At 58.0% G+C, this 21,865-nt stretch carries 21 protein-coding genes; 9 read left to right on the top strand and 12 right to left on the bottom strand.

Features of this window, described 5'->3' with window-relative positions:
• Window positions 1-6: 6 nt before the first annotated feature.
• On the top strand, window positions 7-243 hold the full coding sequence (locus tag BLS30_RS18025) for a hypothetical protein (protein WP_139165328.1): 237 nt from the start codon (window positions 7-9) through the stop codon (window positions 241-243).
• 552 nt (window positions 244-795) lie between these two features.
• On the top strand, window positions 796-2,205 hold the full coding sequence (locus BLS30_RS10525; RefSeq protein ID WP_090228701.1) for an SLC5/6 family protein: 1,410 nt from the start codon (window positions 796-798) through the stop codon (window positions 2,203-2,205).
• A gap of 76 nt (window positions 2,206-2,281) precedes the next feature.
• Here the strand turns inward: BLS30_RS10525 and BLS30_RS10520 are convergent, their stop codons facing one another.
• On the bottom strand, window positions 2,282-3,865 hold the full coding sequence (locus tag BLS30_RS10520) for an OmpA family protein (protein ID WP_244512415.1): 1,584 nt from the start codon (window positions 3,863-3,865) through the stop codon (window positions 2,282-2,284).
• Between the two features lie 257 nt (window positions 3,866-4,122).
• Here BLS30_RS10520 and BLS30_RS10515 point away from each other — a divergent pair, with 257 nt between their 5' ends.
• From BLS30_RS10515 to ychF, 3 genes are all read left to right on the top strand, one after another.
• Window positions 4,123-4,779: a 50S ribosomal protein L25/general stress protein Ctc gene (locus BLS30_RS10515; protein WP_090228694.1), complete on the top strand. Its 657-nt coding sequence runs from the start codon at window positions 4,123-4,125 to the stop codon at window positions 4,777-4,779.
• Window positions 4,780-4,877: 98 nt separating this feature from the next.
• Entirely contained in the window at window positions 4,878-5,621 is a 744-nt protein-coding gene (gene pth, locus BLS30_RS10510; RefSeq protein ID WP_090228690.1) for an aminoacyl-tRNA hydrolase, read from the top strand.
• Between the two features lie 61 nt (window positions 5,622-5,682).
• The gene (ychF, locus tag BLS30_RS10505) at window positions 5,683-6,780 is read left to right on the top strand and encodes a redox-regulated ATPase YchF (RefSeq protein WP_090228687.1); all 1,098 of its coding nucleotides are present in this window, start codon (window positions 5,683-5,685) and stop codon (window positions 6,778-6,780) included.
• Window positions 6,781-6,860: 80 nt separating this feature from the next.
• On the opposite strand, the gene BLS30_RS10500 is transcribed toward ychF, so the two are convergent.
• Complete coding sequence (locus tag BLS30_RS10500; RefSeq protein WP_090228685.1) at window positions 6,861-8,276, bottom strand: aminotransferase-like domain-containing protein; 1,416 nt, start codon at window positions 8,274-8,276, stop codon at window positions 6,861-6,863.
• A gap of 109 nt (window positions 8,277-8,385) precedes the next feature.
• Here BLS30_RS10500 and BLS30_RS18020 point away from each other — a divergent pair, with 109 nt between their 5' ends.
• Window positions 8,386-8,601: a YjiS-like domain-containing protein gene (locus BLS30_RS18020; protein ID WP_046479241.1), complete on the top strand. Its 216-nt coding sequence runs from the start codon at window positions 8,386-8,388 to the stop codon at window positions 8,599-8,601.
• A gap of 16 nt (window positions 8,602-8,617) precedes the next feature.
• On the opposite strand, the gene sthA is transcribed toward BLS30_RS18020, so the two are convergent.
• The 4 genes from sthA to BLS30_RS10470 all read right to left on the bottom strand — a co-directional run bounded on the left by sthA (window position 8,618) and on the right by BLS30_RS10470 (window position 13,050).
• Window positions 8,618-10,042 (bottom strand): Si-specific NAD(P)(+) transhydrogenase, encoded by a 1,425-nt coding sequence (gene sthA / locus BLS30_RS10490; protein WP_090229376.1) that lies wholly within the window; start codon window positions 10,040-10,042, stop codon window positions 8,618-8,620.
• Window positions 10,043-10,232: 190 nt separating this feature from the next.
• Window positions 10,233-11,042, bottom strand: a complete 810-nt coding sequence (locus BLS30_RS10485) for a class II aldolase/adducin family protein (RefSeq protein WP_090228681.1) — start codon at window positions 11,040-11,042, stop codon at window positions 10,233-10,235.
• The gene (gene mtnA, locus BLS30_RS10480; RefSeq protein WP_046479242.1) at window positions 11,039-12,130 is read right to left on the bottom strand and encodes an S-methyl-5-thioribose-1-phosphate isomerase; all 1,092 of its coding nucleotides are present in this window, start codon (window positions 12,128-12,130) and stop codon (window positions 11,039-11,041) included. Before mtnA ends, BLS30_RS10485 begins: the two co-directional genes overlap by 4 nt.
• A gap of 389 nt (window positions 12,131-12,519) precedes the next feature.
• On the bottom strand, window positions 12,520-13,050 hold the full coding sequence (locus tag BLS30_RS10470; RefSeq protein ID WP_082101101.1) for an adenine phosphoribosyltransferase: 531 nt from the start codon (window positions 13,048-13,050) through the stop codon (window positions 12,520-12,522).
• 148 nt (window positions 13,051-13,198) lie between these two features.
• On the opposite strand from BLS30_RS10470, the gene BLS30_RS10465 reads away from it, so the two are divergent.
• Window positions 13,199-13,627: a hypothetical protein gene (locus BLS30_RS10465; protein ID WP_090228678.1), complete on the top strand. Its 429-nt coding sequence runs from the start codon at window positions 13,199-13,201 to the stop codon at window positions 13,625-13,627.
• An 82-nt stretch (window positions 13,628-13,709) separates the two neighbouring features.
• On the opposite strand, the gene BLS30_RS10460 is transcribed toward BLS30_RS10465, so the two are convergent.
• The 5 genes from BLS30_RS10460 to petA all read right to left on the bottom strand — a co-directional run bounded on the left by BLS30_RS10460 (window position 13,710) and on the right by petA (window position 17,935).
• Entirely contained in the window at window positions 13,710-13,925 is a 216-nt protein-coding gene (locus tag BLS30_RS10460) for a 2TM domain-containing protein (RefSeq protein WP_046479245.1), read from the bottom strand.
• 136 nt (window positions 13,926-14,061) lie between these two features.
• Entirely contained in the window at window positions 14,062-14,937 is an 876-nt protein-coding gene (locus BLS30_RS10455; protein WP_170832452.1) for an S-methyl-5'-thioadenosine phosphorylase, read from the bottom strand.
• A gap of 195 nt (window positions 14,938-15,132) precedes the next feature.
• Entirely contained in the window at window positions 15,133-16,014 is an 882-nt protein-coding gene (locus BLS30_RS10450; RefSeq protein ID WP_046479246.1) for a cytochrome c1, read from the bottom strand.
• Between the two features lie 31 nt (window positions 16,015-16,045).
• Window positions 16,046-17,344 (bottom strand): cytochrome b, encoded by a 1,299-nt coding sequence (locus BLS30_RS10445; RefSeq protein ID WP_090228676.1) that lies wholly within the window; start codon window positions 17,342-17,344, stop codon window positions 16,046-16,048.
• Window positions 17,345-17,362: 18 nt separating this feature from the next.
• On the bottom strand, window positions 17,363-17,935 hold the full coding sequence (gene petA / locus BLS30_RS10440) for a ubiquinol-cytochrome c reductase iron-sulfur subunit (RefSeq protein WP_090228672.1): 573 nt from the start codon (window positions 17,933-17,935) through the stop codon (window positions 17,363-17,365).
• A gap of 337 nt (window positions 17,936-18,272) precedes the next feature.
• Here petA and BLS30_RS10435 point away from each other — a divergent pair, with 337 nt between their 5' ends.
• Entirely contained in the window at window positions 18,273-18,758 is a 486-nt protein-coding gene (locus tag BLS30_RS10435) for a tRNA (cytidine(34)-2'-O)-methyltransferase (protein WP_090229373.1), read from the top strand.
• Window positions 18,759-18,778: 20 nt separating this feature from the next.
• Here the strand turns inward: BLS30_RS10435 and BLS30_RS10430 are convergent, their stop codons facing one another.
• Window positions 18,779-20,629, bottom strand: coding sequence for an ABC transporter ATP-binding protein (locus tag BLS30_RS10430; RefSeq protein WP_090228669.1), 1,851 nt, complete (start codon window positions 20,627-20,629; stop codon window positions 18,779-18,781).
• Between the two features lie 244 nt (window positions 20,630-20,873).
• On the opposite strand from BLS30_RS10430, the gene hemF reads away from it, so the two are divergent.
• On the top strand, window positions 20,874-21,776 hold the full coding sequence (gene hemF / locus BLS30_RS10425) for an oxygen-dependent coproporphyrinogen oxidase (protein WP_090228667.1): 903 nt from the start codon (window positions 20,874-20,876) through the stop codon (window positions 21,774-21,776).
• The last annotated feature ends 89 nt before the right edge of the window (window positions 21,777-21,865 follow it).

The following is a 21,865-nucleotide window of genomic DNA, read 5'->3' as shown; positions in this document are numbered from 1 at the left end:
ACGGACATGTTGAGGACCACCGTTTTTACTCTCGCTCTCGCTTTAGGTGTCTTGGCTTCAGGCTCTGCAATGGCCAAGAAAGTCTGTACAAACACCTACCATCCGGACGGCACGCGCTGCACATTCTGCTACTACACAACCCAGCCTGGCAGCGGCAGCACGAAGTGCATCAAGATTAAAGCGCCCTCAGGCTCCAGCTCTTCAAACACCAAATCCCCGACCGGTCTTAAACTCGCTCGTTAAAGAGCTGTGGCGTCTGGCCCTCAAGCGGGTCCACGCCCCTCAAACTATTCAGTATCTTGACAAAAATTTCGCCTCCGGCGGCTAAGCCGGAGGCGGTGCTCGTTCCCTTGCCAAGCGCTTATCAACTGCCGAAGAGGTAAGGGCTGCCTCCTTATCTTCCGGCTGGATCGGAAATTTCTGGCGGCGGTCCACCATCCGCATCGGCTCCCGCGCAGCCACCAAGAAGCACGGCCGCCAGCAAGCTGGCCACTAAAAGGCTCACACAGGTTTTCATGGCTTTATGTTTCCACGGGTCCCGGCGCCGACAATCGGCCCCGGCCGGACCTCAACAGCGCCCGAATCTCTCCTTCAGGCGCGGATTTTGAGACGCCTCGATTGCGGCTGATCGATGGCTAACACCATTTCCGTTATTGCCCAGTGTTTGCTCACGGCTCAAGCTAGGTCACGCGCTTTTCTAGTTGGCTCACGTTCGCGTCATGACTTAGTTGGGGGAGTTGGCATTTGCGGCCCACGGTGTATCGATGAGCGAACACATACGGGGAGCCGCCGCCCATGCCGGACAATATCTCTACGCTTATCGCGGTTATTGCTGTCGTTGCGATTGCCAGCATGTGGCTCAGTCCGCGAGCGAAGACATTTCTTTCTTTTTATCGCGGCCACCATCCTGATGGCAGAACCCCAGGTGTCGTGGCGCTGACCCTGTCCCAGGTCACAACCTGGATTTTTGCCCGGTCAATTCTCAACGCGGCAATCCTTGGGTACGCTTTTGGAATTGCGGGTGCGCTCTCCTATACCGCCTATTACCTGTCATTTCTGACCGGCGCCTGGATCATTTCCAGTCTGCGCTTTCGCAATGGCTTTGAAAGCGTGCAGGCCTTTCTCCAAGCCCGCTTCGGCAGTGTTGGAACGTCCACGTACAATTTTGTTATTGGCGTTCGGTTGCTCTCAGAAGTGTTCGCCAATTTGCTGGTGATCGGGCTTATCTTCGGAACCGACGGGTCCGTGGCTTATGTCGCTTCCATTCTGCTCGTCGGCGCCGTGACACTGGGCTATTCACTCGTGGGTGGGCTCAACGCTTCGATCCGAACCGACGTATTCCAAATGGCGGTATTTCTGATCGCGCTGGCTCTTCTCGCCGGCATCGCTTTGTCAACCGGAACGTTCGACATTGCAGCAGTCACGGCCTCCTCTGCCGATATGACCAATCCCGGCTGGGCATTGTTGGCGGTCGCTTTGCTGCAGGTGTGGAGCTACCCAATGCACGATCCGGTTATGATGGATCGGGGCTTCATCGCCGACCGACGCACAACTATGGCGAGCTTCTACCATGCCGGTTGGATTTCCATCCTATGCATCCTCGCGTTCGGCCTCCTCGGCGTGTGGTCCGGCCTCTCGAAGGCCGAAGGAGAGGCCTTTATTCCAACCCTAACGCGGCTCATCGGCGACGGGCCAATGCTCGTGTTCAACGTTGCGCTGGTCGTGTCTTGCATGTCGACGATCGATTCAACGTACTCCAGCGCGGCAAAACTGACGGTTGTTGACATGCGGCTTGCGCGACCGACGCTCGCCAATGGACGCAAGGCCATGGCGTTGTTCCTGCTCGGCGGTCTCATCATGGTGTTCCTTGGATCCAAGGACCTGTTCGCCGCGGTTGCTGTATCGGGAACAGCTTCTATGTTCCTTGCGCCAGTTGTGTTTTTCTCGCTCTGGGGCGGGTATCATAATGTCCCGGTCTGGAGTTACCTCACCGGGTTTTTCGCCGCGCTGACTGCGGCTGCGCTCTATTTCACAGAGTCTTCGGGCTACTCTAATATTGTCGCTTCACTGACTGGGTTCGAACACAAATACTCGGTCCTCCTGATCCTTTCGGCCGCGACGTTGATCATTGGCTGCGGCGCGTTTGCTCTGGGGCTTGCCATGGGCGGATCGCGCGGTGACCTGCGCACCGCCGGAGAAACCTGATCCACGCGTTCCTCTCTACTGAACGAAAAAGGGCCGGTCGAACCGGCCCTTTGCATTACTTCTTGCGCGCGTTCGTTTAGCGGTTCCGGCTTAGAAGAGGCGTAATTCGCCGGATGGTCACGCGCCGATTTCTGCGCTCCGGTTCTGGTGTCTCAACCAGCAAGTATTCCTCACCATATCCCTGTGTCGTCAGGTTTTCGGGGGGAATGCCGAAATCTTCGCTCAGGACAATCGCGACGCTTTCGGCACGACGATCAGACAATGTGAGATTGTCTTCATCCTCGCCGACGGCGTCCGTGTGTCCTTCGATCAGGAAGATCTCATTCGGGTTCCGATCCAGAGCGCGATTGATCGCCCGCGCAACCTCTTCCAGGTGGTCGAGCGCTTCGTTATCAAGCTCCCACGAACCGAACTCAAAGTTGACCGTGTTGAGGTTGACCGAACGCATTCTGGCGCGCAGCGGATAGTTGTAGCGCACCTCATCAAGCGAGTATTCACGCTCGATATCGACGACCGGCGGTGCAATCAGCGTGTCATACAGATCGTCTTCCGAGGCCCTATCGGCGTCCACAACATAGTAGCGGCGCTCAATGTTCACCCGCGGCATGGTGAGGTCTAAAAGGAACCAGAGCACGTTATCGCCACGCCGATCCGGCCCGTGACGGTGATGGCGACGGTTGTCGATAAGCACAACTTCGCGGCCGTCACGTCCACGCCGGACGCGTCGCAGCAAGCGACCGTTTTCATCTTCGATGGTAATGATTGTAACACCGTTGGGGCGTGTGATCGTGGTGATCCGCTCGCCGTTGCGCCGGCGGACATCGACATTGCGTGCATTGCGGCGGAAGCGATCGGCATCATCGTGACGGATAATCGTGCGCCGGCCTTCGCGAATTATGCGACGGTTGCCCGGTTCTTCAATAACTACCCGACCACCCTCGCGGCGCTCTTTACGCTGGCGTCGAATTTCCGAGATATTACCCTCGCGACCTTTGCGGCCTTCGCTCGGTCCCGCGCGCCGCTGTTCGCGCTTTTCCCGACGCTCATCGCGTCTATCGTCCTTGCGATCGGCACGATTGCGCTCGCGGTTCTCTTGACGATCGTCGCGTCGCTCTTCCTTACGCTGTGCACGATCCTCTTTGCGCTCGGCTTTATTCTCGCGCTTTTGTTCGCGATTGTCCTGACGATCATCCCGCCGCTCTTCTTGGCGTTGCGCGCGATCCTCTTTGCGCTCGGCCTTGTTCTCGCGCTTTTGTTCGCGATTGTCCTTACGGTCCTCGCGTCGTTCTTCCTTGTGCTGTGCGCGATCTTCTTTCCGCTCGGCTTTTTGGTCGCGCTTGCGTTCTTTGTTTTCCTTGCGATCGTCGCGTCGCTCCCGCTTACGCTCTGCGTGATCGTCCTTCTTTTGCTCGCGTTTTTCCTTGCGTTCAGACCGTTGCTCTTGCTTGCGTTGTTGCTGCTGCTTTTTCTTTTCTTCCTGAGCCTTTTGGTTTTGTTTTGCGCGTGGATGAGGTTCATCACCGCTTCCTGCCTGCGCCAAAATAACTGGATTGGAGACTGGGACAGTTGTGTCAGCAGCCTGAATTGGCAGTGGCCAGGCTACAGAAAGGCTGATGGCGCCTCCCAACGCCATGTATTTCGCACGTGTTGTAGTGCTCATTATTTTATTCACTCCAATGGCTGCATAGTTGTTCATACCCGGCGGAACCTGCCCAACGCATGGCGGAACAAACCGTTGCAATCAAGGCGAATGCGTGTTGCCGATTGTATATCGTGCGTTGCCAAGGGGTCCCCATGCCGTTATAAGCCAGTCTTCTCACTTAAATCGTGTGAGACGCGTGACGGCACCCTTGGAGGCCGCACAGCGTGTTTGGGGCCCAATCCAGGGCCCCTCTTAGCATTTGGAGACGCAAGCTAATGGCTACATCGACCGTTGAGCTCGATGCCTTGGCGCGCCCGCGTGTTGGCAAGGGGGCCGCACGCCAGGTTCGTCGCGAAGGTAGAGTTCCCGCCGTAATCTACGGCGACAACAAGCCACCCGAGGCTATCGCCCTCGACTATAATGAAATCTGGAAGCAATACCTGAAGGGTCATTTCACCTCGACGGTATTCAAGCTGAAGATCGACGGTGAAGAGCGCCTCGTCATTCCACGCGACATGCAGCTCGATCCCGTGCGTGACACGCCGGTGCACATCGACTTTCTGCGCATTGGTAAGGACGGCTTGATCCGTGTTCTCATACCGGTCCGCTTTATCAATGAAGCGCAATCACCCGGTCTGAAGCGCGGCGGTGTCTTGAACATCGTGCGCCACGACGTTGAAGTCTGGTGCCCCTACGACAAGATCCCAGCTGCTTTCATCATCGATCTTGCTGGCGTGCCGATCGGTCGCTCGATCCACGTTTCTTCGATCAATATGCCTGAAGGCGTAGTGCCGACCATCACCGATCGCGACTTCACCGTCGCTACTGTGGTTGGTCGCGGTAAGCAGCAGGCAGAGGAAGACACAGAAGCTACCACTACGGCGGAAGCTGCTGCACCGGCTGCTGCTGCTGCTGCTGAAAAGAAGAGCTGATGTGCTGCTAGAATTCGGAGACAGCGCAGGAGCTTAAGGCTTCCGCGCTGTTCCTTCGGCGATCCTCATGAGATGTCGCCAAGCCATCGGAAGGCCTCATGAAGCTTTTTGTCGGCCTCGGCAATCCCGGAGCAAAATATGAGCGCAACCGCCATAACGTCGGGTTCATGGCGGTCGACCGCATTGCTGCGGACCATGGGTTTGGCGCATTTCGTCGCCGCTTCAAGGGACTCGTAGCGGAAGGGACGATTGCAGGCGAGCGCGTCCTTATTCTCAAGCCTGACACATATATGAACGAGTCCGGGCAAGCTGTTGGCGAAGCCGCGCGTTTTCTGAAGATTTCAGAAGCAGACATCGTCGTGCTTTACGACGAAATCGACCTCGCGCCCGGCAAACTCAAGGTCAAAACCGGCGGAGGGAATGCCGGACACAACGGATTGCGCTCGATTTCGGCGCATCTTAGCAATGACTATGTGCGTGTGCGGATCGGCGTGGGCCATCCGGGCCAAAAGGAGCTTGTCGCGCACTATGTGCTGCACGATTTCTCTGCTGCTGACCGGGATTGGCTAGACCCGCTCCTCGAAGCCATTTCGAAATCCGCTGGCCGTCTGGCTAAAGGAGATCAGGCCCGCTTTCTCTCGGAGGTCGCGCGCGCCACTTCGGCCGATGAGGCTTCGAAGGCGGCCGCCCCCTCACCATCTGACGTTCCAGATGCCGCATCTGAACTCAAGCGGCCTACGTCTAAACGGCATCCCTCGGGCGAACGCATGTCAAAGCGGCAGAGCGCGCTTGCGGAAAATCTTCAAAAGTGGCTCAAGGGACGCGACCCGAACCGGAGCTGATATTCCAAGGCTCCCCCTTAGCGCCGGACGCAAAAAGAACATTCAAAGGACCGGATAAATCATGGGCTTTAAATGCGGTATCGTCGGTTTGCCCAACGTCGGCAAGTCGACCCTCTTCAATGCGCTGACCCAAACGGCGGCAGCTGAAGCGGCGAATTATCCGTTCTGCACGATCGAACCCAACGTCGGTGAAGTCGGGGTTCCCGATGACCGGCTCCAGAAACTTGCGACAATCTCCAAGTCGCAGCAGATCATCCCGACGCGGCTGACATTCGTCGATATCGCCGGACTTGTCCGAGGCGCCTCTAAGGGTGAAGGTCTCGGCAACCAGTTTCTGTCTCATATCCGCGAAGTCGATGCGATTGCTTACGTGCTGCGTTGCTTCGAGGATGACGATATCACCCACGTTGAAGGCCGTATTGATCCGCTTGCCGACGCAGAGACGGTCGAGACAGAGCTCATGCTTGCCGACCTTGAGAGCTGCGAGCGGCGCACGCTCAACCTCGAAAAACGCGCGAAATCCGGCGACAAAGAAGCCAAGGCGCAACTCGCGGTTATTGACAAAGCGCTTGAGTTGCTACGCGCCGGCAAACCAGCGCGCCATGCCGTTCTGACGGACGAAGAACGGCGCGCGTTTGAAATGCTGCAGCTGCTGACAGCCAAGCCGGTCCTCTATGTCTGCAATGTTGATGAGGGCTCGGCTGCGGATGGCAATGCCCATTCCCAAAAAGTGGCCGAAGCCGCTGCCGAACAAGGAGCTCAGTCCGTTGTCATCTCGGCAAAAATTGAATCGGAGCTTGCCGGGCTTGAAGATGACGAGCGCGAAGCTTTTCTGAGTGACCTCGGTTTAAAAGAGCCCGGCCTCAACCGCCTGATCCGTGCTGGCTATCGCCTACTCAATCTTGTTACCTACTTCACTGTTGGGCCGAAAGAGGCTCGCGCGTGGACGATTACGGTGGGAACCAGAGCTCCGCAGGCTGCCGGCGTCATCCATACTGACTTCGAGAAGGGCTTCATCCGAGCCGAAACGATCGGTTACGACGATTACATCAGCCTCGGCGGAGAAACCGGGGCCAAGGAAGCGGGCAAAATGCGGCTTGAGGGCAAGGAATACGTCGTCAAAGACGGCGATGTGATGCACTTCCGCTTCGCCAACTAGGGTCTTTGCTCGCCCGTGTGCTTCTTATCGGAAAACCGGTTCCCACTTTTCCGGAAGCACTCGGACCGGCAATCGCTTCCTCAAGCAGGTATTTTGTATTCATCGATCGCACGCGCCAGATTTTCGTAGATCTTTTGATTGCGCGATTGGGCGATGTTGAAGCGGAGGTATTCACTTGCGCTTCGCGACACGCTGAAAACGTTGCCGGGTGCCAGCGCGATACCTTCTCGCGCTGTTTGCCGCGCGATTTCGGTCGCATCCACGCCTTTCGGCAATTTTGCCCATAGGAATATGCCGCCTGCCGGTTCCGTCCAAAGCTTCAATCCCGTCTGCTCAATCTGTCGGCGAACAACAATGGACGTCCGGCCAAGGCGCTCCCTTACGCCCGCGACATACCGGCGATAACCGCCATCCTGCAAGACGTTGTGGACGAGCTGGGCCGACAGTTCATTGCTCGTTACTGCGATCGCGAGCTTCAGGTCGCGGAGCCCTTCTAACCAATCCTGGCGACATGCGATCCAGCCACATCGACAGGCGGCCGACATGATTTTCGAGAAGCTGCCGACATGGATGACGCGGTCGAGTTGATCCAAAGTTGCCAGGCGCGCCGATGGCGTTTCCTCAAAATCGGCATAGATGTCATCTTCGAGGATGGGAATGTCGTACTGCTCAGCGAGCTTTAAGAGCTGATGCGCTGTTGCGGGGCTGAGCGTCGCGCCGCTCGGATTATGGAGCGCGGAGTTGGTGATGTAGAGGGCCGGCCGCTCGCGTTCGGCGGCGGCGGCAAAAGCCTCAAGATCTGGGCCTGTTCGCGTGTACGGGATACCGACAATGTTTGTACGCTGCACTCGCAAGTTGTTGAGTAAATTGAAATAACCAGGATCGTCAACAAAGACGGTCTCCCCCGGCTTCACCAGAAAGCGAACGATCAAATCGATGGCCTGCGAAACGCTGTCCGTCAGCATGATCTGACTCGGAACCGCTGCAATCTCTCGACTGGCCAGAACGATCTGAAGCTGATGCCGGAGCGGCGCGAAACCGAGGGGCTGGCCGTAACCGACCAGCTGTGCGTCGGCAGAACGGGAGATTTTGCGAAGGGAACGGCGGATACTATCTCCATCCAGCCAGTCATCCGGCAGCCAGCCACAACCTGGCTTCAGCATGGACGGATCGTCCTTGAGCGCCTGACGCATCATCCACAGAGGATCCACCTCACGTTCGCAAGGTTCGCTCGCGTCAGCTAGCTCAAGCGGCGCTGTTCGGCTAGCGACAAAGAAACCGACTTTGCTGCGAGAGCTTACCAAGCCGCTCGCAACAAGACGATCATAGACCGTCACGGCGGTAGATTTTGATATGTCATTCTGTTCGGCGAAGCCACGCACAGACGGCAACTTATGACCAGTCGGCAAACTCCCGGACTGTATCATCTCGGTGATGCGCGACACTGCTTGGTCGGCGAGCCGTCCCTCTCCTCTTGTTAGTTCCAGCCGCAGCATCTGTGCTTTCCATTGTACCGGTACAGTCTTTTTGTATTCCCCAAATCTGTACCTGTCCAGTGCAACACAGATCGGGAATGTTCGGCCCGCTCAAGTAGCGGAGACGAGCATGTCAGAACTAAGCAAGACCCACACTCATCCAGCGCATATCGACGCTTCTGGTTGCGCTTCATCGCAGCGCGGACTGTGCTTCAGGCTGTCCGCAGCTCTCCAGCGTTGGTATCAGCGCCGTCGTCTGCTTCGGCTCGACGAGCGCATGCTGCGCGATATTGGGCTCAGCCGGTGTGATGCGGAACGGGAGGCCGCAAAGCGCTGGAGAAAATAGCCTCCCGGGCAAGTTCTCAGGCCATGGCGCGGGAGGTCATCGCCATGCGGTTCCAAGCATCGAGGGCGGCGATTTTGTAGGCTTCCGCCAGGGTCGGATAGTTGAAGGTGTTTTCAAGGAAGAAATCTATCGTTCCCTTGAGATTCATGACGGCTTGGCCGATGTGGATCAGCTCTGTCGCCCCTTCGCCGAGGATGTGGCAACCAAGCAATCGCCCTGTCTTGATCGAGAAGATCATTTTCATCATGCCGGACTGGATGCCCATGATCTGTCCGCGAGATGTCTCCCTGAACCGTGCAATACCGCATTCATATGCGATACCACGCCCGGCGACTTCCGCTTCACTCATTCCGACTGTCGAAATTTCAGGGACGGCGTAGATGCCATAGGGGAAGTATTCCGGCGCTGGCGGTGGCGGAACGCCGAAGGCGTGGCAGGCCGCGATCCGGCCTTGTTCCATCGAGGTCGACGCGAGGCTTGGAAAGCCTATGACGTCCCCCACGGCATAGATATGCGGGACAGACGTTTGGAAGGTGTTCGAGTCTACCGTCACGCGGCCACGATGGTCCACTGCCAGCCCGATGGCCTCAAGATTAAGCGGACTGGTGGCGCCCACTCTGCCGGCCGCAAACAAAAGCATATCAGCATGAACACTGCGGCCGCCGGCGATCTGGACGATGGGCCGCATTCCTGAAAGCGTGATCTGCTCGACCGTGGAGCCCAACCGCATTGCGACGCCGCGATCGCGCATCTCGTGAGTGAATTCGGCGATGATTTCGCTGTCGACGAAATCCAAAATCGACGTTCGCGGTTCAATCAACGTGACCTGCACATCGAGCGCACTGAATATGGACGCGTATTCAACGCCAATCACGCCAGCTCCGATGATCGCCATACTGCGGGGGATGTGATCTATCTGAATGATGTCGTCGGTATCGAGAACAGTGACCTGATTGAACGGAACGTAGTCTGGTCGGAATGGTCGCGTGCCGACGGCAATCACGAACCTTTCGGCACGGTAAGTGCCGATAGAGCCTTGTGCCGTCATCACCTCGACACGCCCCGTGTCTACGAAGCGCGCCGTCCCGTAGATGGTTGTGACACCATTTCTCTGAAACTGATGTTCAAGAACCTCGACTTCATGATCGAGCGTCTTGTGCTGGCGTGACAATAGATCGACGGCGCGGATGTCTTTCTTCACCCGGTAGGACCGGCCGTAAAATCCGCGCTCGCGCCAGCCCGTCAGATTCAGCACTGTCTCTCGCAGGGTCTTCGAAGGGATCGTTCCAGTGTGCAGCGAGACCCCGCCGACGCGGCGGTTCTTCTCGACAACGAGGACCGATTTTCCAAGTTTTGCCGACTGAACGGCGGCGCGCCTCCCGGCCGGACCGCTACCAATTACAATGACATCGTACGTGTTCTGCGCAGTCACGTAGTTCATGCTCAGATCCTCGCCACGGACGACCCGCCATGAATGCCGCACGTACCGTTGCTCATTCGGGTTCCGCCCCAAGCAATCCGCAATGGAGACCTCGTTGCCGTCACCGGAACCTTTTGGCTCCGATGGCTTCAACATTCGACTTGTCGGTACTTTGCTTAAGGACGATTCCTTGCGGCAGCCTGAGCGGCTGTTAGTCCTGGGCGTGCTGGCCGTAACCCTTGAACCGCTCCAGAACGACTTTCATTTCCGAGGTGGACAGCAGCTTCGGCTTGCCCAGGGTCAACACCTTGAAATACTGCTCCGCCAGAAACTCGACCTCGTGAGCTAGCTCCAGTGCGGAACCAAGTGTTGTGCCGACTGCGATCTGGCCATGATTGGCCATCAGGCACGCATCGCGTTCGGCGAGCCCGGCCGCCACGATATCCGCGAGTTCTTTGGTGCCAAACGTTGCATAAGGCACAAGGGGGATGTCCATCCCACCAGCGATCGCGACCATATAGTGGAAGGCCGGAATCGATTTATGCGCGCAAGCAAGCACCGTCGCGTGCATTGAATGGGTATGTATCACGGCGTGGCGATCAGGGCGCGCATGGTAGGCAGAGAGATGGAACTGCCATTCACTTGACGGCTTCCGCGACTTGGGCCGGACGCTGCCGTCATCAGCTACGAAGACAATGTCGGCGGGTTCGATCTCTTCGTACGCCATACCGGACGGCGTAATCAGCATACCGCCCGGCCATCGGCACGAGACGTTGCCGGAGCGTCCGGGCGATAAACCCGTCCGGCTCATGTCAAGCGCCGTTGCGATTACCGCTCTACGTTGCGCGACCTCGCTCGTCTTCGCTTTGCGAACAACAGGACGTTTGGCGCGCGCCGTCTGGGACCGGGTTTGGCTTGCCGATTTCTTTGCAGGTTTCTTCGCGACCTTCGCCGCAGGCGCGGACGCTCGCGCGGTTTGTGCCCGAACGGTACGCGGCTTACGGGTACGGCGGTCGCTCATTTCTTTTCCGAATACAAAGATGCCAAACCGTCGGAGGTCGCTTCGCAGATGCCACGCTCGGTAATGAGGCCAGTTACAAGCCGTGCGGGCGTGACGTCGAAAGCTGGATTACCGGCGGGTGAACCTGGCGCAGCGATCTCGACCGTCACGACGGTGCCGTCAGCCAAGCGCCCCGGCATTTTCAAAACTTCATCGACCGGCCGTTCCTCGATAGGGATGATCCTGCCGTCGTTGAGGGTCCAATCGATCGTGGTGTGTGGTAGGGCCACATAGAAGGGAACGTTATTATCCTTGGCCGCCAGAGCTTTGAGATAAGTTCCAATTTTGTTGGCAACATCGCCATTGGCGGTAACCCGGTCGGTCCCGACAATACACACGTCCACCTTGCCATGTTGCATGAGATGGCCGCCGGCATTGTCGACGATGATCGTGTGCGGAACCCCGTGGGCCCCGAGTTCGAACGCCGTTAGGGCCGCACCTTGATTGCGTGGGCGGGTTTCATCGACCCAGACGTGAACGGGGATACCCTTATCGTGCGCCATATAAATCGGCGCGGTGGCTGTCCCCCAATCGACGCAAGCAATCCACCCCGCGTTGCAGTGCGTCAGAATATTGACAGGCTCGCCCGGGGCCTTCCTGCTCGCGATCTCTTCGATAATCTTGAGGCCGTGCGTCCCAATCAACCGGCAGGTCTCGACATCCTCATCGCAAATCTCGGCAGCCCGCTTGTAAGCAGCAGCAAGACGCTCCTCACGCGGCAGATTCTGGATCGCCTTGCGCATCTGATCGAGCGCCCAGCGGAGATTGACCGCCGTCGGTCGTTGCTTGGCGAGATAGGCAATCGCTGCGTCAACGGCTTCGTCCGACGCATCTTCCTGGAGGGCGAGGCAAACCCCGTAGGCGGCTGTCGCACCGATCAAGGGCGCACCACGCACCTGCATCGTTAGAATGGCGCGCCCAGCGTCTTCCAACGTTCGCAGGGTTGCCGTTTCAAATTCATGAGGCAAGCGCGTCTGATCGATGATTTCGACGCTCTCACCATCCTCGGCGCGCCAGATGGTGCGGTAATGCCGGCCGTTTATTTTCATAAGCCTCTAACTTCCTAAAGGTTGTGCTGTTTTGATCCGGCTCGATGATGCGGGGCACACCCGTTTATCGCGATCTCTAGCCCTACACTAAAAAGTATATCGTTTGGTTGAGCGAGGATCAGTTGCGATATGCAACGAACCATAACTAGGCTCGATATCCCGGACATGAAGCCCGATGGAGGGGCGCGTCAAGCCCACAGGACTTACAGGTAAACAGGTACCACTCAGCGTGCGGGCGTGCCGAACAATCGCGAATGGTCACTCCAGCGGCACCGCATCGCGGACAGCGGCATTCAGCCATTGGATCTGCCTCCCACGCGAGCAACTGGGCGACCGCGGGCTCTATTTCCTCGGCGAGGAGCCGCTTCTCTATGGGCCCGCGGTACATATCAATGTCCTTCGAAAGCCATCAGGGTATGGCTTTTTACGCCCATAGCGTCGAGACGTTTCAAGCCGCCCAGGTCAGGCAGGTCGATAACGAAGGCCGCCGCAACGATGTCGGCCCCGGAGCGCCGGATCAGCTTTGCGGTTGCTTCTGCCGTGCCACCCGTGGCGATCAGGTCATCGACAATGAGAATGCGCGATCCCGCTGCCACGGCATCTTCATGCATCTCTATGACGTCAACTCCATATTCGAGCGTGTATTCCTCGCCGATCGTTTTCCAGGGCAGCTTGCCCTTCTTGCGGATCGGTACGAATCCGCAGCCAAGGCGGTCTGCGACGGCACCGCCCAGGATGAAACCCCGGGCCTCGATGCCGGCCACCGCGTCGACGGGTATCGTGCGGAACGGCTCAGCAAGTTGAGCGATCGCCGCTTTGAAGCCCTGCGCGTCACCCAGAAGCGTCGTCACGTCACGAAACAGGATACCGGGCTTGGGATAATCCGGGATCGTACGAATAAGGCTCTTTAGATCTTTCAATGACCACCTCCACGTCAAAATAGGGGCGCAAAATAGCAACAACCTGCCCGCTGGGGTAGGACGTAGCGGCAATGTCGCGGGCTTTTTGATCGCAGAGTGATTTGATTGCGGCGCTTAAAACTGTGCTGCTGATTACCGAGGTGAAGTGATGGCCAGTATCGATTATCCGTTGGCGGCGGATGAGGGGCTCGACGACCTGCCGCGCACGTTTCGCCGCGAGCGCGAGGCGCGCGAAAGGGAAGCCCGAGAACGCGAAGCACGCGAAAGGGAAGCTCTAGGGCGCGAGGAGCCGTCCATGAGTGCCCAATCCTTCCCCCATGACGAATTCGGCGCACCCTTCTCGGCAAGCCATGATTACACTGCTGCAACAACGTATTCGGTCGAGCCCGTCCCGGCGGCTGTCAAACGCTTTGACGTGCCGTTTACGACGCTGAGCTTGTTTTTCCTGAAGGCTGTGGTCGCGGCAATCCCTGCCCTGATCCTTCTGGGTGCCATTTTATGGGTCGCGGGCGACATTCTGCAGGCCTACTTCCCGTGGCTTATCAAGATGCAGATCTTCATCCATTTCCCGGAATGAAGACGGTGCGCCGCCTGCAAAACCATAACCTACGGATGCAACGCTCCGCCGGACGAATTTTCGCGGCAACACACGCGCTTCGTCAGGAAGCCGTTCGGACGCTTTGATAGACGGCGAAGGCGTGACCGATCAATCCGAGGCCCCAGCCCGCCAACGGCCAGAAGAACCAAAGATTGTTCGGGTTGGTCATCATATTGATGACAAAGAGGAGCACGTTGACTGCGAGGTACACGATGAGGTGTATCCGAAAGCCTTGATCTGCCAACACCGATTTCATCGTATTTTGAAGTGCTGCCATTTTTTGGTATCCGCTAAAATTAGCCTGACGTCGAAAATCGGCCTCGCGGCAGTATTATACGGCCCCTTGCATTCTGGGGCGAGGAAAATGCTTTCGTCTGAAAGGATGAAGGGCCGGCTTTGACCGGCCCCCATCGTCATCCTTTAAACACGCGACCGGCGACTGCTTCCAGCTTGGCGAGCAGCGCGGGATCTCGCGCTTCCGGCGGCGTGATGATCGCCACGTCCAAGGCCTTGTCAGAACCGATCGGGCACGCGGGGTGCTCCTTCGGCATCGACTTCGCCAAATTCAGGACAAGCCGCTGAGCCTTTGCCGTATTGTCCTTCATCACAGCAATGACCGAGGCGACATCGACGTGCGCGTGCTCGTCATGCCAGCAGTCGTAGTCGGTCACCATGGCAAGCGTCGCGTAACAAAGCTCGGCTTCGCGCGCGAGCTTGGCTTCGGGCATGTTGGTCATACCGATTACGCTGCAGCCCCAGGAGCGATACAGCTCGCTTTCCGCTTTGGTCGAGAACTGCGGGCCTTCCATCACGAGATAGGTTCCGCCGCGTGTTGTGGGAACGCCTTCGGCGCGTGCGGCGGCTTCAATCGCATCGGCCAAGAGCGGGCTTACCGGCTCGGCGACGGACACGTGCGCCACACAGCCTGCGCCGAAGAAGCTTTTTTCGCGCGCGAACGTCCGGTCGATGAATTGATCGACGATGACGAAGTGTCCTGGAGGCAGTTCCTCTTTCAAGGATCCGCACGCCGACACGGAAACAAGATCCGTGACACCGGCGCGCTTAAGCGCATCGATATTCGCCCGATAGTTAATGTGAGACGGTGAAACCTTGTGGCCGCGGCCATGTCTCGGGAGGAACCGGATCGGCAATCCATCGATTTCAGCGAATAGAATGTCATCGGAGGGGCGCCCCCAAGGACTGTCAACGTGACGCCATTCGGCGTTATCGAGGCCGGGGATGTCGTAGAGGCCACTGCCGCCGACAATGCCGAGTACCGTTTGCACCATTGTTCAGATCCCTCCTGATACCGATGCGCTCTTTGTCTGGTCGTGCTTCTTGCAGGAAAACCGGTTCCCACTTTTCCGGAAGCACTCAAACTACGCCGGGGCAAGGCTTTAACGAGAAAAGGCCCCGCACGCGAGGCCTTTTCTTGATTTTATCGACGTCCGGCGCATTCCAGCGCCAGGGTTACACGAAACACATTAGCGCTTCTTCACGCGCGCCCAGATGCGGTGCTTCGCGATATAGAGCAGGACTGTCGTGACCAAAAGGTAGAGCATAACCTGCCAGCCGATGCGCTTGCGCGATTCCAGCGACGGGTCGGAAGCCCAGGCCAAGAACGCCGTGACATCCCGCGCGTTCTGCTCAAGCGAAGACTTAGCGCCAGCATTTTCCTGATACTCTACCGCACCCTCTGGTGGGATCGGCGGGTTCATAGCGATCTGGTGGCCAGGGAAGGCTTTGTTGTAGTGCATGCCTTCGCTGAGCTCGAACCCCGATGGCGGATCAGTGTAACCCACAAGCAGAGCATGGACGTAATCCGCGCCTGCTTCCTGATACCCCGTCAGGATATCGCGGCCCATCTTGAACACATGTGCGTACCACGCATCGTGATTTTCGATGGTACGGGCTTTGATGATGTTCGAGAGGTCTGGCGGATACGCACCATTGTTTACGAAGCGCGCTTCCTGCTCGTTCTTGTACGGGCCGTGGATCGGATCCGACAATTTTGCCGGACGCTGGAACATGTTGCCCTCATCGTTAGGGCCATCCGTGATCTGGTTCGGCCAGTCCTTCGCCAGCGCCTGGACGGACGCTTCGTCGAACATGGGGCCACCCGGCTCCGCAAGGTTGCGGAAGTAGACGCGGCTGAGCCCATGGCACGCAGCACAGACGTCCTTGTAGACCTGGAAGCCGCGGCGCAACTGGGGACGATCGAAGTGGCCAAAGAAGCCACCGAAGCTCCAATCCTCACGCTCGATGTGGATCGGTTCGCCACCTGCAGCGTTGCCCGGGCCGGTCATGACAGCGGATGTCGCCAGCACTGCGGCCAGCATTCCGGCGGCCCGAAGGGTGTTGCTCATTAGCGTTTTCATCTTGTCTTCGTCCCCCGTCCTATCGGCTTTCTGGTGCAGCAGCAGCACCCTTGGGCTTGGCTGCGCCACCTGAACCGTCCCCTTTGCCGCCGAGCACAGCGTCAGTGATCGAACGCGGGAGTTTCTTGGGTGTTTCGAGGATGCCGACGATGGGCATTACCAGCAGGAAGTGCGCGAAGTAGTAGAAGGTGAAGATCCGCGCCCAGAAGACGTAGACGCCTTCCGCCGGCTTCGATCCCAGATAGCCCAACGCGAGGCAAGAGAATGCGAACAGCCAGAAGAACCACTTGTAAATCGGCCGGTACTTCGTCGAGCGGACACGCGAGGTGTCGAGCCAGGGGATGAAGACCAGGATAGCGATCGCTGCGAACATCGCGATTACGCCGCCGAGCTTGTCGGGAATGGCGCGAAGGATCGCGTAGAAGGGCAGGAAGTACCACTCCGGCACGATGTGCGGCGGCGTCACCAGCGGGTTCGCCTCTATGTAGTTATCCGCGTGCCCAAGGTAGTCAGGCAGGAAAAACACAAACCAAGCGAACATAATCAGGAAGATAAACATCCAAAGCAGGTCTTTGGACGTTGCATAAGGGTGCATCGGCACTGCATCCGACTTGGTCTTGATATCCAAGCCCGTCGGATTGTTCTGCCCTGCGACGTGCAGAGCCCAGACGTGCAAGACGACGAGGCCAGCGATTACGAACGGCAGAAGATAGTGCAGTGAGAAGAAGCGATTGAGCGTCGTGCCGGTTACGGCATACCCGCCCCATAGCCACTCCACAATCGCCGTGCCTAGCCCTGGGAAGATGCCATCCAGAGACGAGAACAGGTTGGTGATGACCGTCACACCCCAGAAGCTCATCTGACCCCAGGGGAGCGCGTAGCCCATGAATGCGGTCGCCATCATCACAAGGAAGATGAGAACGCCGAGGATCCATAGGATCTCACGCGGAGCCTTGTAGGATCCGTAGTAGAGACCGCGGAAGATATGGATATAAACCGCGATGAAGAACATCGAGGCACCAACCGCGTGGAAGTTGCGGATCATCCAGCCGTAGTTGACGTTCCGACGGATGTGCTCGACCGAGTTAAAAGCTTCCGCAGCGCTCGGCTGGTAGTGCATTGCAAGCACAATGCCCGTCAGGATCTGCGCCACGAGGCAGAACGATAGGATCCCGCCGAAGGTCCACAGATAATTGAGATTGCGCGGCGTCGGATAATCCACGAAGGAATCGTGAAGGAGCCGCATCAGTGGCAACCGCTCATCCCACCAGCGAGCAGTTGCGGATTTGGGCACGTAGGTCGATTCGTGTTGAGCCATGGCGCTCTATAGGCTCCCTTACCCGATCTTGATTTTTGTGTCTGAGACGAAGTCGTACGTCGGCACTTCGAGGTTGCGCGGCGCAGGTCCTTTGCGGATGCGGCCAGCGGTGTCGTAGTGCGAACCATGGCAGGGGCAGAACCAACCGCCGAAGTCCCCCTTTGTATCGGAAAGCGACTGGCCCTTGGGAATGCAGCCAAGGTGCGTGCAGATACCGACCATTACTAGCCAGTTCTCGTGGCCCGGCAGCGTACGATTTTCGTCGGTCGCCGCTGCATCGGCAGCAATGTTGTCGTTGCGTGCCGCTTCGTCGGGAAGATCGGTGAGCGGAACCTTCTTCGCCGCGTCGATCTCTTCCTGGGTACGGTGACGGATGAAGACCGGCTTACCGCGCCACATAACCGTGATGGCCTGCCCGACCTTGATCGGCGAAAGGTCAACCTCGATCGAAGCCAGAGCCTTTGCGCCTGCGTCCGGGTTCATCTGCTGGACGAACGGCCATATCAAGGAAGCGGCGCCGACAGCCGCAAAAGCGTTGCCCGCGATTATCAGAAAGTCCCTACGTTGGGGATCTTCTACATCAGTTGCCACACATGCCTCCCTCGAGCTCGGACCGTTGCGGCATCAAGCGCAACGCATAAAGATAGTCATCGAACCCCTGCGAGCGGGTCGCGTCCGCGGTACTGAAGTAGAATGGCGCCAGCGATTGAGCCAGAGAGAAGGTGTTCCGCCCTTGGCCCGGCGCCCCGTTTGCGCAGGATTCAGATCAGCGCCAGAACGGCGCAAATATGTACGCGACCTTTTGGCATCCTTTCGTTGTTGCCTCAAGGCTGCACTAGTCGGAGCTAACAGGGCAATTTGGCGCATGCGACCGGTAACGGGGCGTCGCCTTCAGTTTATCGTCTATTGCACCAACACGGATTGTGCGATGCGCATTGCGCTTTATCAGCCGGATATTCCTCAGAACACCGGCACCATCCTGCGCCTCGGGGTATGCCTCGGTGTGCCTATCGACATCATAGAACCTGCCGGTTTCAGCTTGAGCGACAAAGCCTTAAAGCGCGCCGGCCTCGACTATCTGACGCATCTCGACATGCATCGCCACGAAAGCTTCGCGGCTTTCGACACCTGGAGGCAGCAACAGGGGTGCCGGCTTGTTCTACTCACGACTGCTGCGGCGCAGCGATACGCTGAAGCTGCCTTTGCGCCCACTGATATTTTACTTTTAGGCCGGGAAAGTGTGGGAGTTCCGCCCGAAGTCCATGCTCAGGCCGACCTATCAGTGCGGATTCCGATGCAACCGGGAATGCGATCTCTCAATGTCGCCGTCGCCGGGGCGATGGTCCTCGGCGAAGCGCTACGTCAAACCGGACAACTGCCGGTCGAGGCTGTCAGAAGTGGGGCCACTGACTGAGTCCGGCCCCACCTCGCAACTTACTCCGCAGCTTCACGGGCGAGGAACCCGCCCGACTGGCGGGCCCAAAGTTCAGCATAAAGCCCACCACTTTTGATGAGCTCGTCGTGCGTTCCTTCTTCGACGATGGCACCGGAGTCCATCACGACAAGCCGGTCCATCGCGGCAATCGTCGATAGCCGGTGAGCGATGGCGATCACAGTTTTTCCGCTCATCAGGCTCGCTAAGCTGTCCTGAATTGCAGCTTCCACCTCGGAATCGAGTGCGCTGGTCGCTTCGTCGAGGATCAAGACCGGAGCATTCTTCAAAAGTACGCGCGCGATGGCGATGCGCTGGCGTTGGCCGCCTGACAGCTTCACGCCACGTTCGCCGACGTGGGCATCATAGCCCCTGCGCCCTTTCATATCGACTAGGCCCACGATGAAATCATGCGCGTGAGCCTGTTTGGCGGCCGCGATTGCATCTTCGCGCGTGGCCTCGGGACGGCCGTACACAATGTTGTCATGCACCGAACGGTGCAGCAACGAGGTGTCCTGCGTGACCATTCCAATGGCGGATCGGAGACTCTCCTGGCTGACCTTCGCGATATCCTGACCGTCGATTAGAATGCTGCCTTTCTCCAGGTCGTAGAAGCGCAGCAACAAACTGACGAGTGTCGACTTGCCCGCACCGGAGCGACCGACGATACCGATCTTCTCTCCGGGCCGGATCTTGAGCGAGAGGTCCTGAATGACTCCGCCCTTCTTCCCATAGTGGAAGCCGACATTCTGGAACTCGATGGCTCCGTGATCGACGTGGAGGGGACGTGCCCCCGGTTCGTCGACAACGGTTCGCTCGCGTGAGAGGGTGGAAATACCATCCTGAACCACGCCGATATTCTCGAACAGGCCTGCGACCTCCCACATGATCCAGTGCGACATGCCTTGAAGCCGCAGAACGAGCCCGACGGTCAATGCAATTGCGCCGGTCGTCACTGCCGAGATGGACCACAGCCAGATCGACAAAGCAGCGACAGAGAACAAAAGGAATGCGTTGAGCAGGTTGAGGGCAACCGTGAGCAACGTGACCAGGCGCATCTGACGGTGCACCGTGCTCAGGAAGGTGTCCATGCTGTCACGCGCATAGTGGTCCTCGCGCTCGGCATGGGCGAACATCTTGACGGTTTGGATATTGGTGTAGCTGTCGACAACGCGCCCCGTCATCACCGAGCGTGCGTCAGCCTGCTCCGCGGAAATTTCCCGCAACCGCGGGATGAAGTAGCGAACGGCGGCGATATAGCCGACCAGCCAGAGCAACATAGGTGCGGCCAGCCGCAGGTCCGTCGCGGCGAATGCGATGACCGCACCGACGAAGTAGACCGACACATAAACCAGAACCTCTGCCATGATCATGACGACCTGGCGGACAGAGACCGACGTTTGCATGATTTTCGTGGCGACGCGGCCTGCGAAATCGTCCTGGAAAAACCCAAGCGACTGGCGCAATACATAGCGATGCGCTTGCCAACGCGTGCGCATTGCAAAGTTGCCCATCAATCCCTGGTGCACACAAGCTTCGTAAAAGAACTTGAGCAGCGGCAGAACGATCAGGACAAGGCCCCCAAGCATCACAAGGCGCGAGCCGTGCTCAGCAAAAAATGCCTGAGGATCCGAGCTGGACAGCCAATTCACGAGGCCACCGAGGACCGCAAACAGCGAAACCTCAATCAAAGCAATTGCACCGCCGAGGATCGAGGACGCGAGCAGGAGCGGCCAGAACGGGTGCGTATAGTGGATAATGAATGGCACGAGTTTGTCGGGTGGCATCTGAGCAGCCCCGCCAGGAAACGGGTCCCGGCTCGACTCCAGCCATTCAAAGATGCGAGTAAACATTTCAAGGGCTCCTCGCGCCGGATCGGCAGAAACGCCCCCGCACGCCGACGCGAAGTGCCCAGCGCGATATAACACGCGCAGAAAGGGTCAGCTCGGTTGGATTGCAGGGCGCAGCCGGAAGCCGTCGGCGCGTCTTATGAGATTTGATCCGCGTCAAAGTAGCTATCGCCTCACATAGTCAAGATGATGGCGGATTAAACAGTAGTAGCCAAAGGGATAACGCGAGAATGGTGCAGATCGATCGATGACAACGCAGCTTACGGGACGCCAGGAAAAGGCGAGGGAATGGTTCGAGAAGCTACGCGACGATATCTGCGCGGCATTCGAGCAACTTGAAGAGGAACTGCCGAAAGGACTGCCGCTGTCGCTAAGACCGGCCGGTAAGTTCTCGCTCGAACCCTGGACACGCACCGATCAAACGACTGGCGAAGCCGGCGGCGGTGGCGTTATGGGCATGATGTCTGGTCGCGTGTTCGAAAAGGTGGGCGTGCACACGTCAACCGTCCACGGCAGCTTCGCGCCAGAATTCGCCAAACAGATTCCAGGCGCAGCGGAGGATCCGCGTTTTTGGGCGTCAGGCATCTCACTTATTGCGCACATGCAAAATCCACATGTGCCTGCGGTTCACATGAACACCCGCATGGTGACGACGAGCAAATGGTGGTTCGGCGGCGGCGCTGACCTTACCCCGGTGCTCGAGGCGCGCCGCACGCAAGAAGATCCGGACACGGTTGCTTTCCATGAAGCCATGCGCTCGGCTTGCGAGAGGCACAAGGTCGCCGACTACGACCGCTTCAAATCCTGGTGCGATGAGTACTTCTTCCTGCCTCACCGTCAGGAGATGCGTGGTATCGGCGGGATCTTTTACGATTATCTGACGCCGTCTGAGGAGGACGGGGGATGGGATGCCGCCTTCGCCTTCACTCAGAGTGTCGGTCGTGCGTTCCTCAATATCTATCCCGAATTGGTGCGCCGCAACTTTGCGACGGACTGGACTGAGGCCCATCGGGATGAGCAACTGATCCGCCGCGGACGCTACGTAGAGTTTAATTTGCTCTATGACCGCGGCACGCTGTTCGGGCTGAAGACCGGGGGCAACGTGCCGTCGATCCTGTCGTCCATGCCGCCTATGGTTAAATGGCCTTAACGAAGAGCGGCGAATGTGAACCATTTGCCGCAATTTTTCCCGCCTTCGACCTACGGCCGCCACATAAAGTTCTTAACAATCTCGTGTCA

The sequence above is a fragment of the Filomicrobium insigne genome (assembly GCF_900104305.1).
Classification (GTDB): domain Bacteria; phylum Pseudomonadota; class Alphaproteobacteria; order Rhizobiales; family Hyphomicrobiaceae; genus Filomicrobium; species Filomicrobium insigne.
This window is presented reverse-complemented; position numbering and strand designations above follow the sequence as displayed.

Bases quoted from the DNA above. Each gene is read 5' to 3' on its own strand.
- BLS30_RS18025 (WP_139165328.1), top strand. From the start codon at position 7: ATGTTGAGGACCACCGTTTTTACTCTCGCTCTCGCTTTAGGTGTCTTG.
- BLS30_RS10525 (WP_090228701.1), top strand. From the start codon at position 796: ATGCCGGACAATATCTCTACGCTTATCGCGGTTATTGCTGTCGTTGCG.
- BLS30_RS10520 (WP_244512415.1), bottom strand. From the start codon at position 3,865: ATGAGCACTACAACACGTGCGAAATACATGGCGTTGGGAGGCGCCATC.
- BLS30_RS10515 (WP_090228694.1), top strand. From the start codon at position 4,123: ATGGCTACATCGACCGTTGAGCTCGATGCCTTGGCGCGCCCGCGTGTT.
- pth (WP_090228690.1), top strand. From the start codon at position 4,878: ATGAAGCTTTTTGTCGGCCTCGGCAATCCCGGAGCAAAATATGAGCGC.
- ychF (WP_090228687.1), top strand. From the start codon at position 5,683: ATGGGCTTTAAATGCGGTATCGTCGGTTTGCCCAACGTCGGCAAGTCG.
- BLS30_RS10500 (WP_090228685.1), bottom strand. From the start codon at position 8,276: ATGCTGCGGCTGGAACTAACAAGAGGAGAGGGACGGCTCGCCGACCAA.
- BLS30_RS18020 (WP_046479241.1), top strand. From the start codon at position 8,386: ATGTCAGAACTAAGCAAGACCCACACTCATCCAGCGCATATCGACGCT.
- sthA (WP_090229376.1), bottom strand. From the start codon at position 10,042: ATGAACTACGTGACTGCGCAGAACACGTACGATGTCATTGTAATTGGT.
- BLS30_RS10485 (WP_090228681.1), bottom strand. From the start codon at position 11,042: ATGAGCGACCGCCGTACCCGTAAGCCGCGTACCGTTCGGGCACAAACC.
- mtnA (WP_046479242.1), bottom strand. From the start codon at position 12,130: ATGAAAATAAACGGCCGGCATTACCGCACCATCTGGCGCGCCGAGGAT.
- BLS30_RS10465 (WP_090228678.1), top strand. From the start codon at position 13,199: ATGGCCAGTATCGATTATCCGTTGGCGGCGGATGAGGGGCTCGACGAC.
- BLS30_RS10460 (WP_046479245.1), bottom strand. From the start codon at position 13,925: ATGGCAGCACTTCAAAATACGATGAAATCGGTGTTGGCAGATCAAGGC.
- BLS30_RS10455 (WP_170832452.1), bottom strand. From the start codon at position 14,937: ATGGTGCAAACGGTACTCGGCATTGTCGGCGGCAGTGGCCTCTACGAC.
- BLS30_RS10450 (WP_046479246.1), bottom strand. From the start codon at position 16,014: ATGAGCAACACCCTTCGGGCCGCCGGAATGCTGGCCGCAGTGCTGGCG.
- BLS30_RS10445 (WP_090228676.1), bottom strand. From the start codon at position 17,344: ATGGCTCAACACGAATCGACCTACGTGCCCAAATCCGCAACTGCTCGC.
- BLS30_RS10435 (WP_090229373.1), top strand. From the start codon at position 18,273: ATGCGCATTGCGCTTTATCAGCCGGATATTCCTCAGAACACCGGCACC.
- BLS30_RS10430 (WP_090228669.1), bottom strand. From the start codon at position 20,629: ATGTTTACTCGCATCTTTGAATGGCTGGAGTCGAGCCGGGACCCGTTT.
- hemF (WP_090228667.1), top strand. From the start codon at position 20,874: ATGACAACGCAGCTTACGGGACGCCAGGAAAAGGCGAGGGAATGGTTC.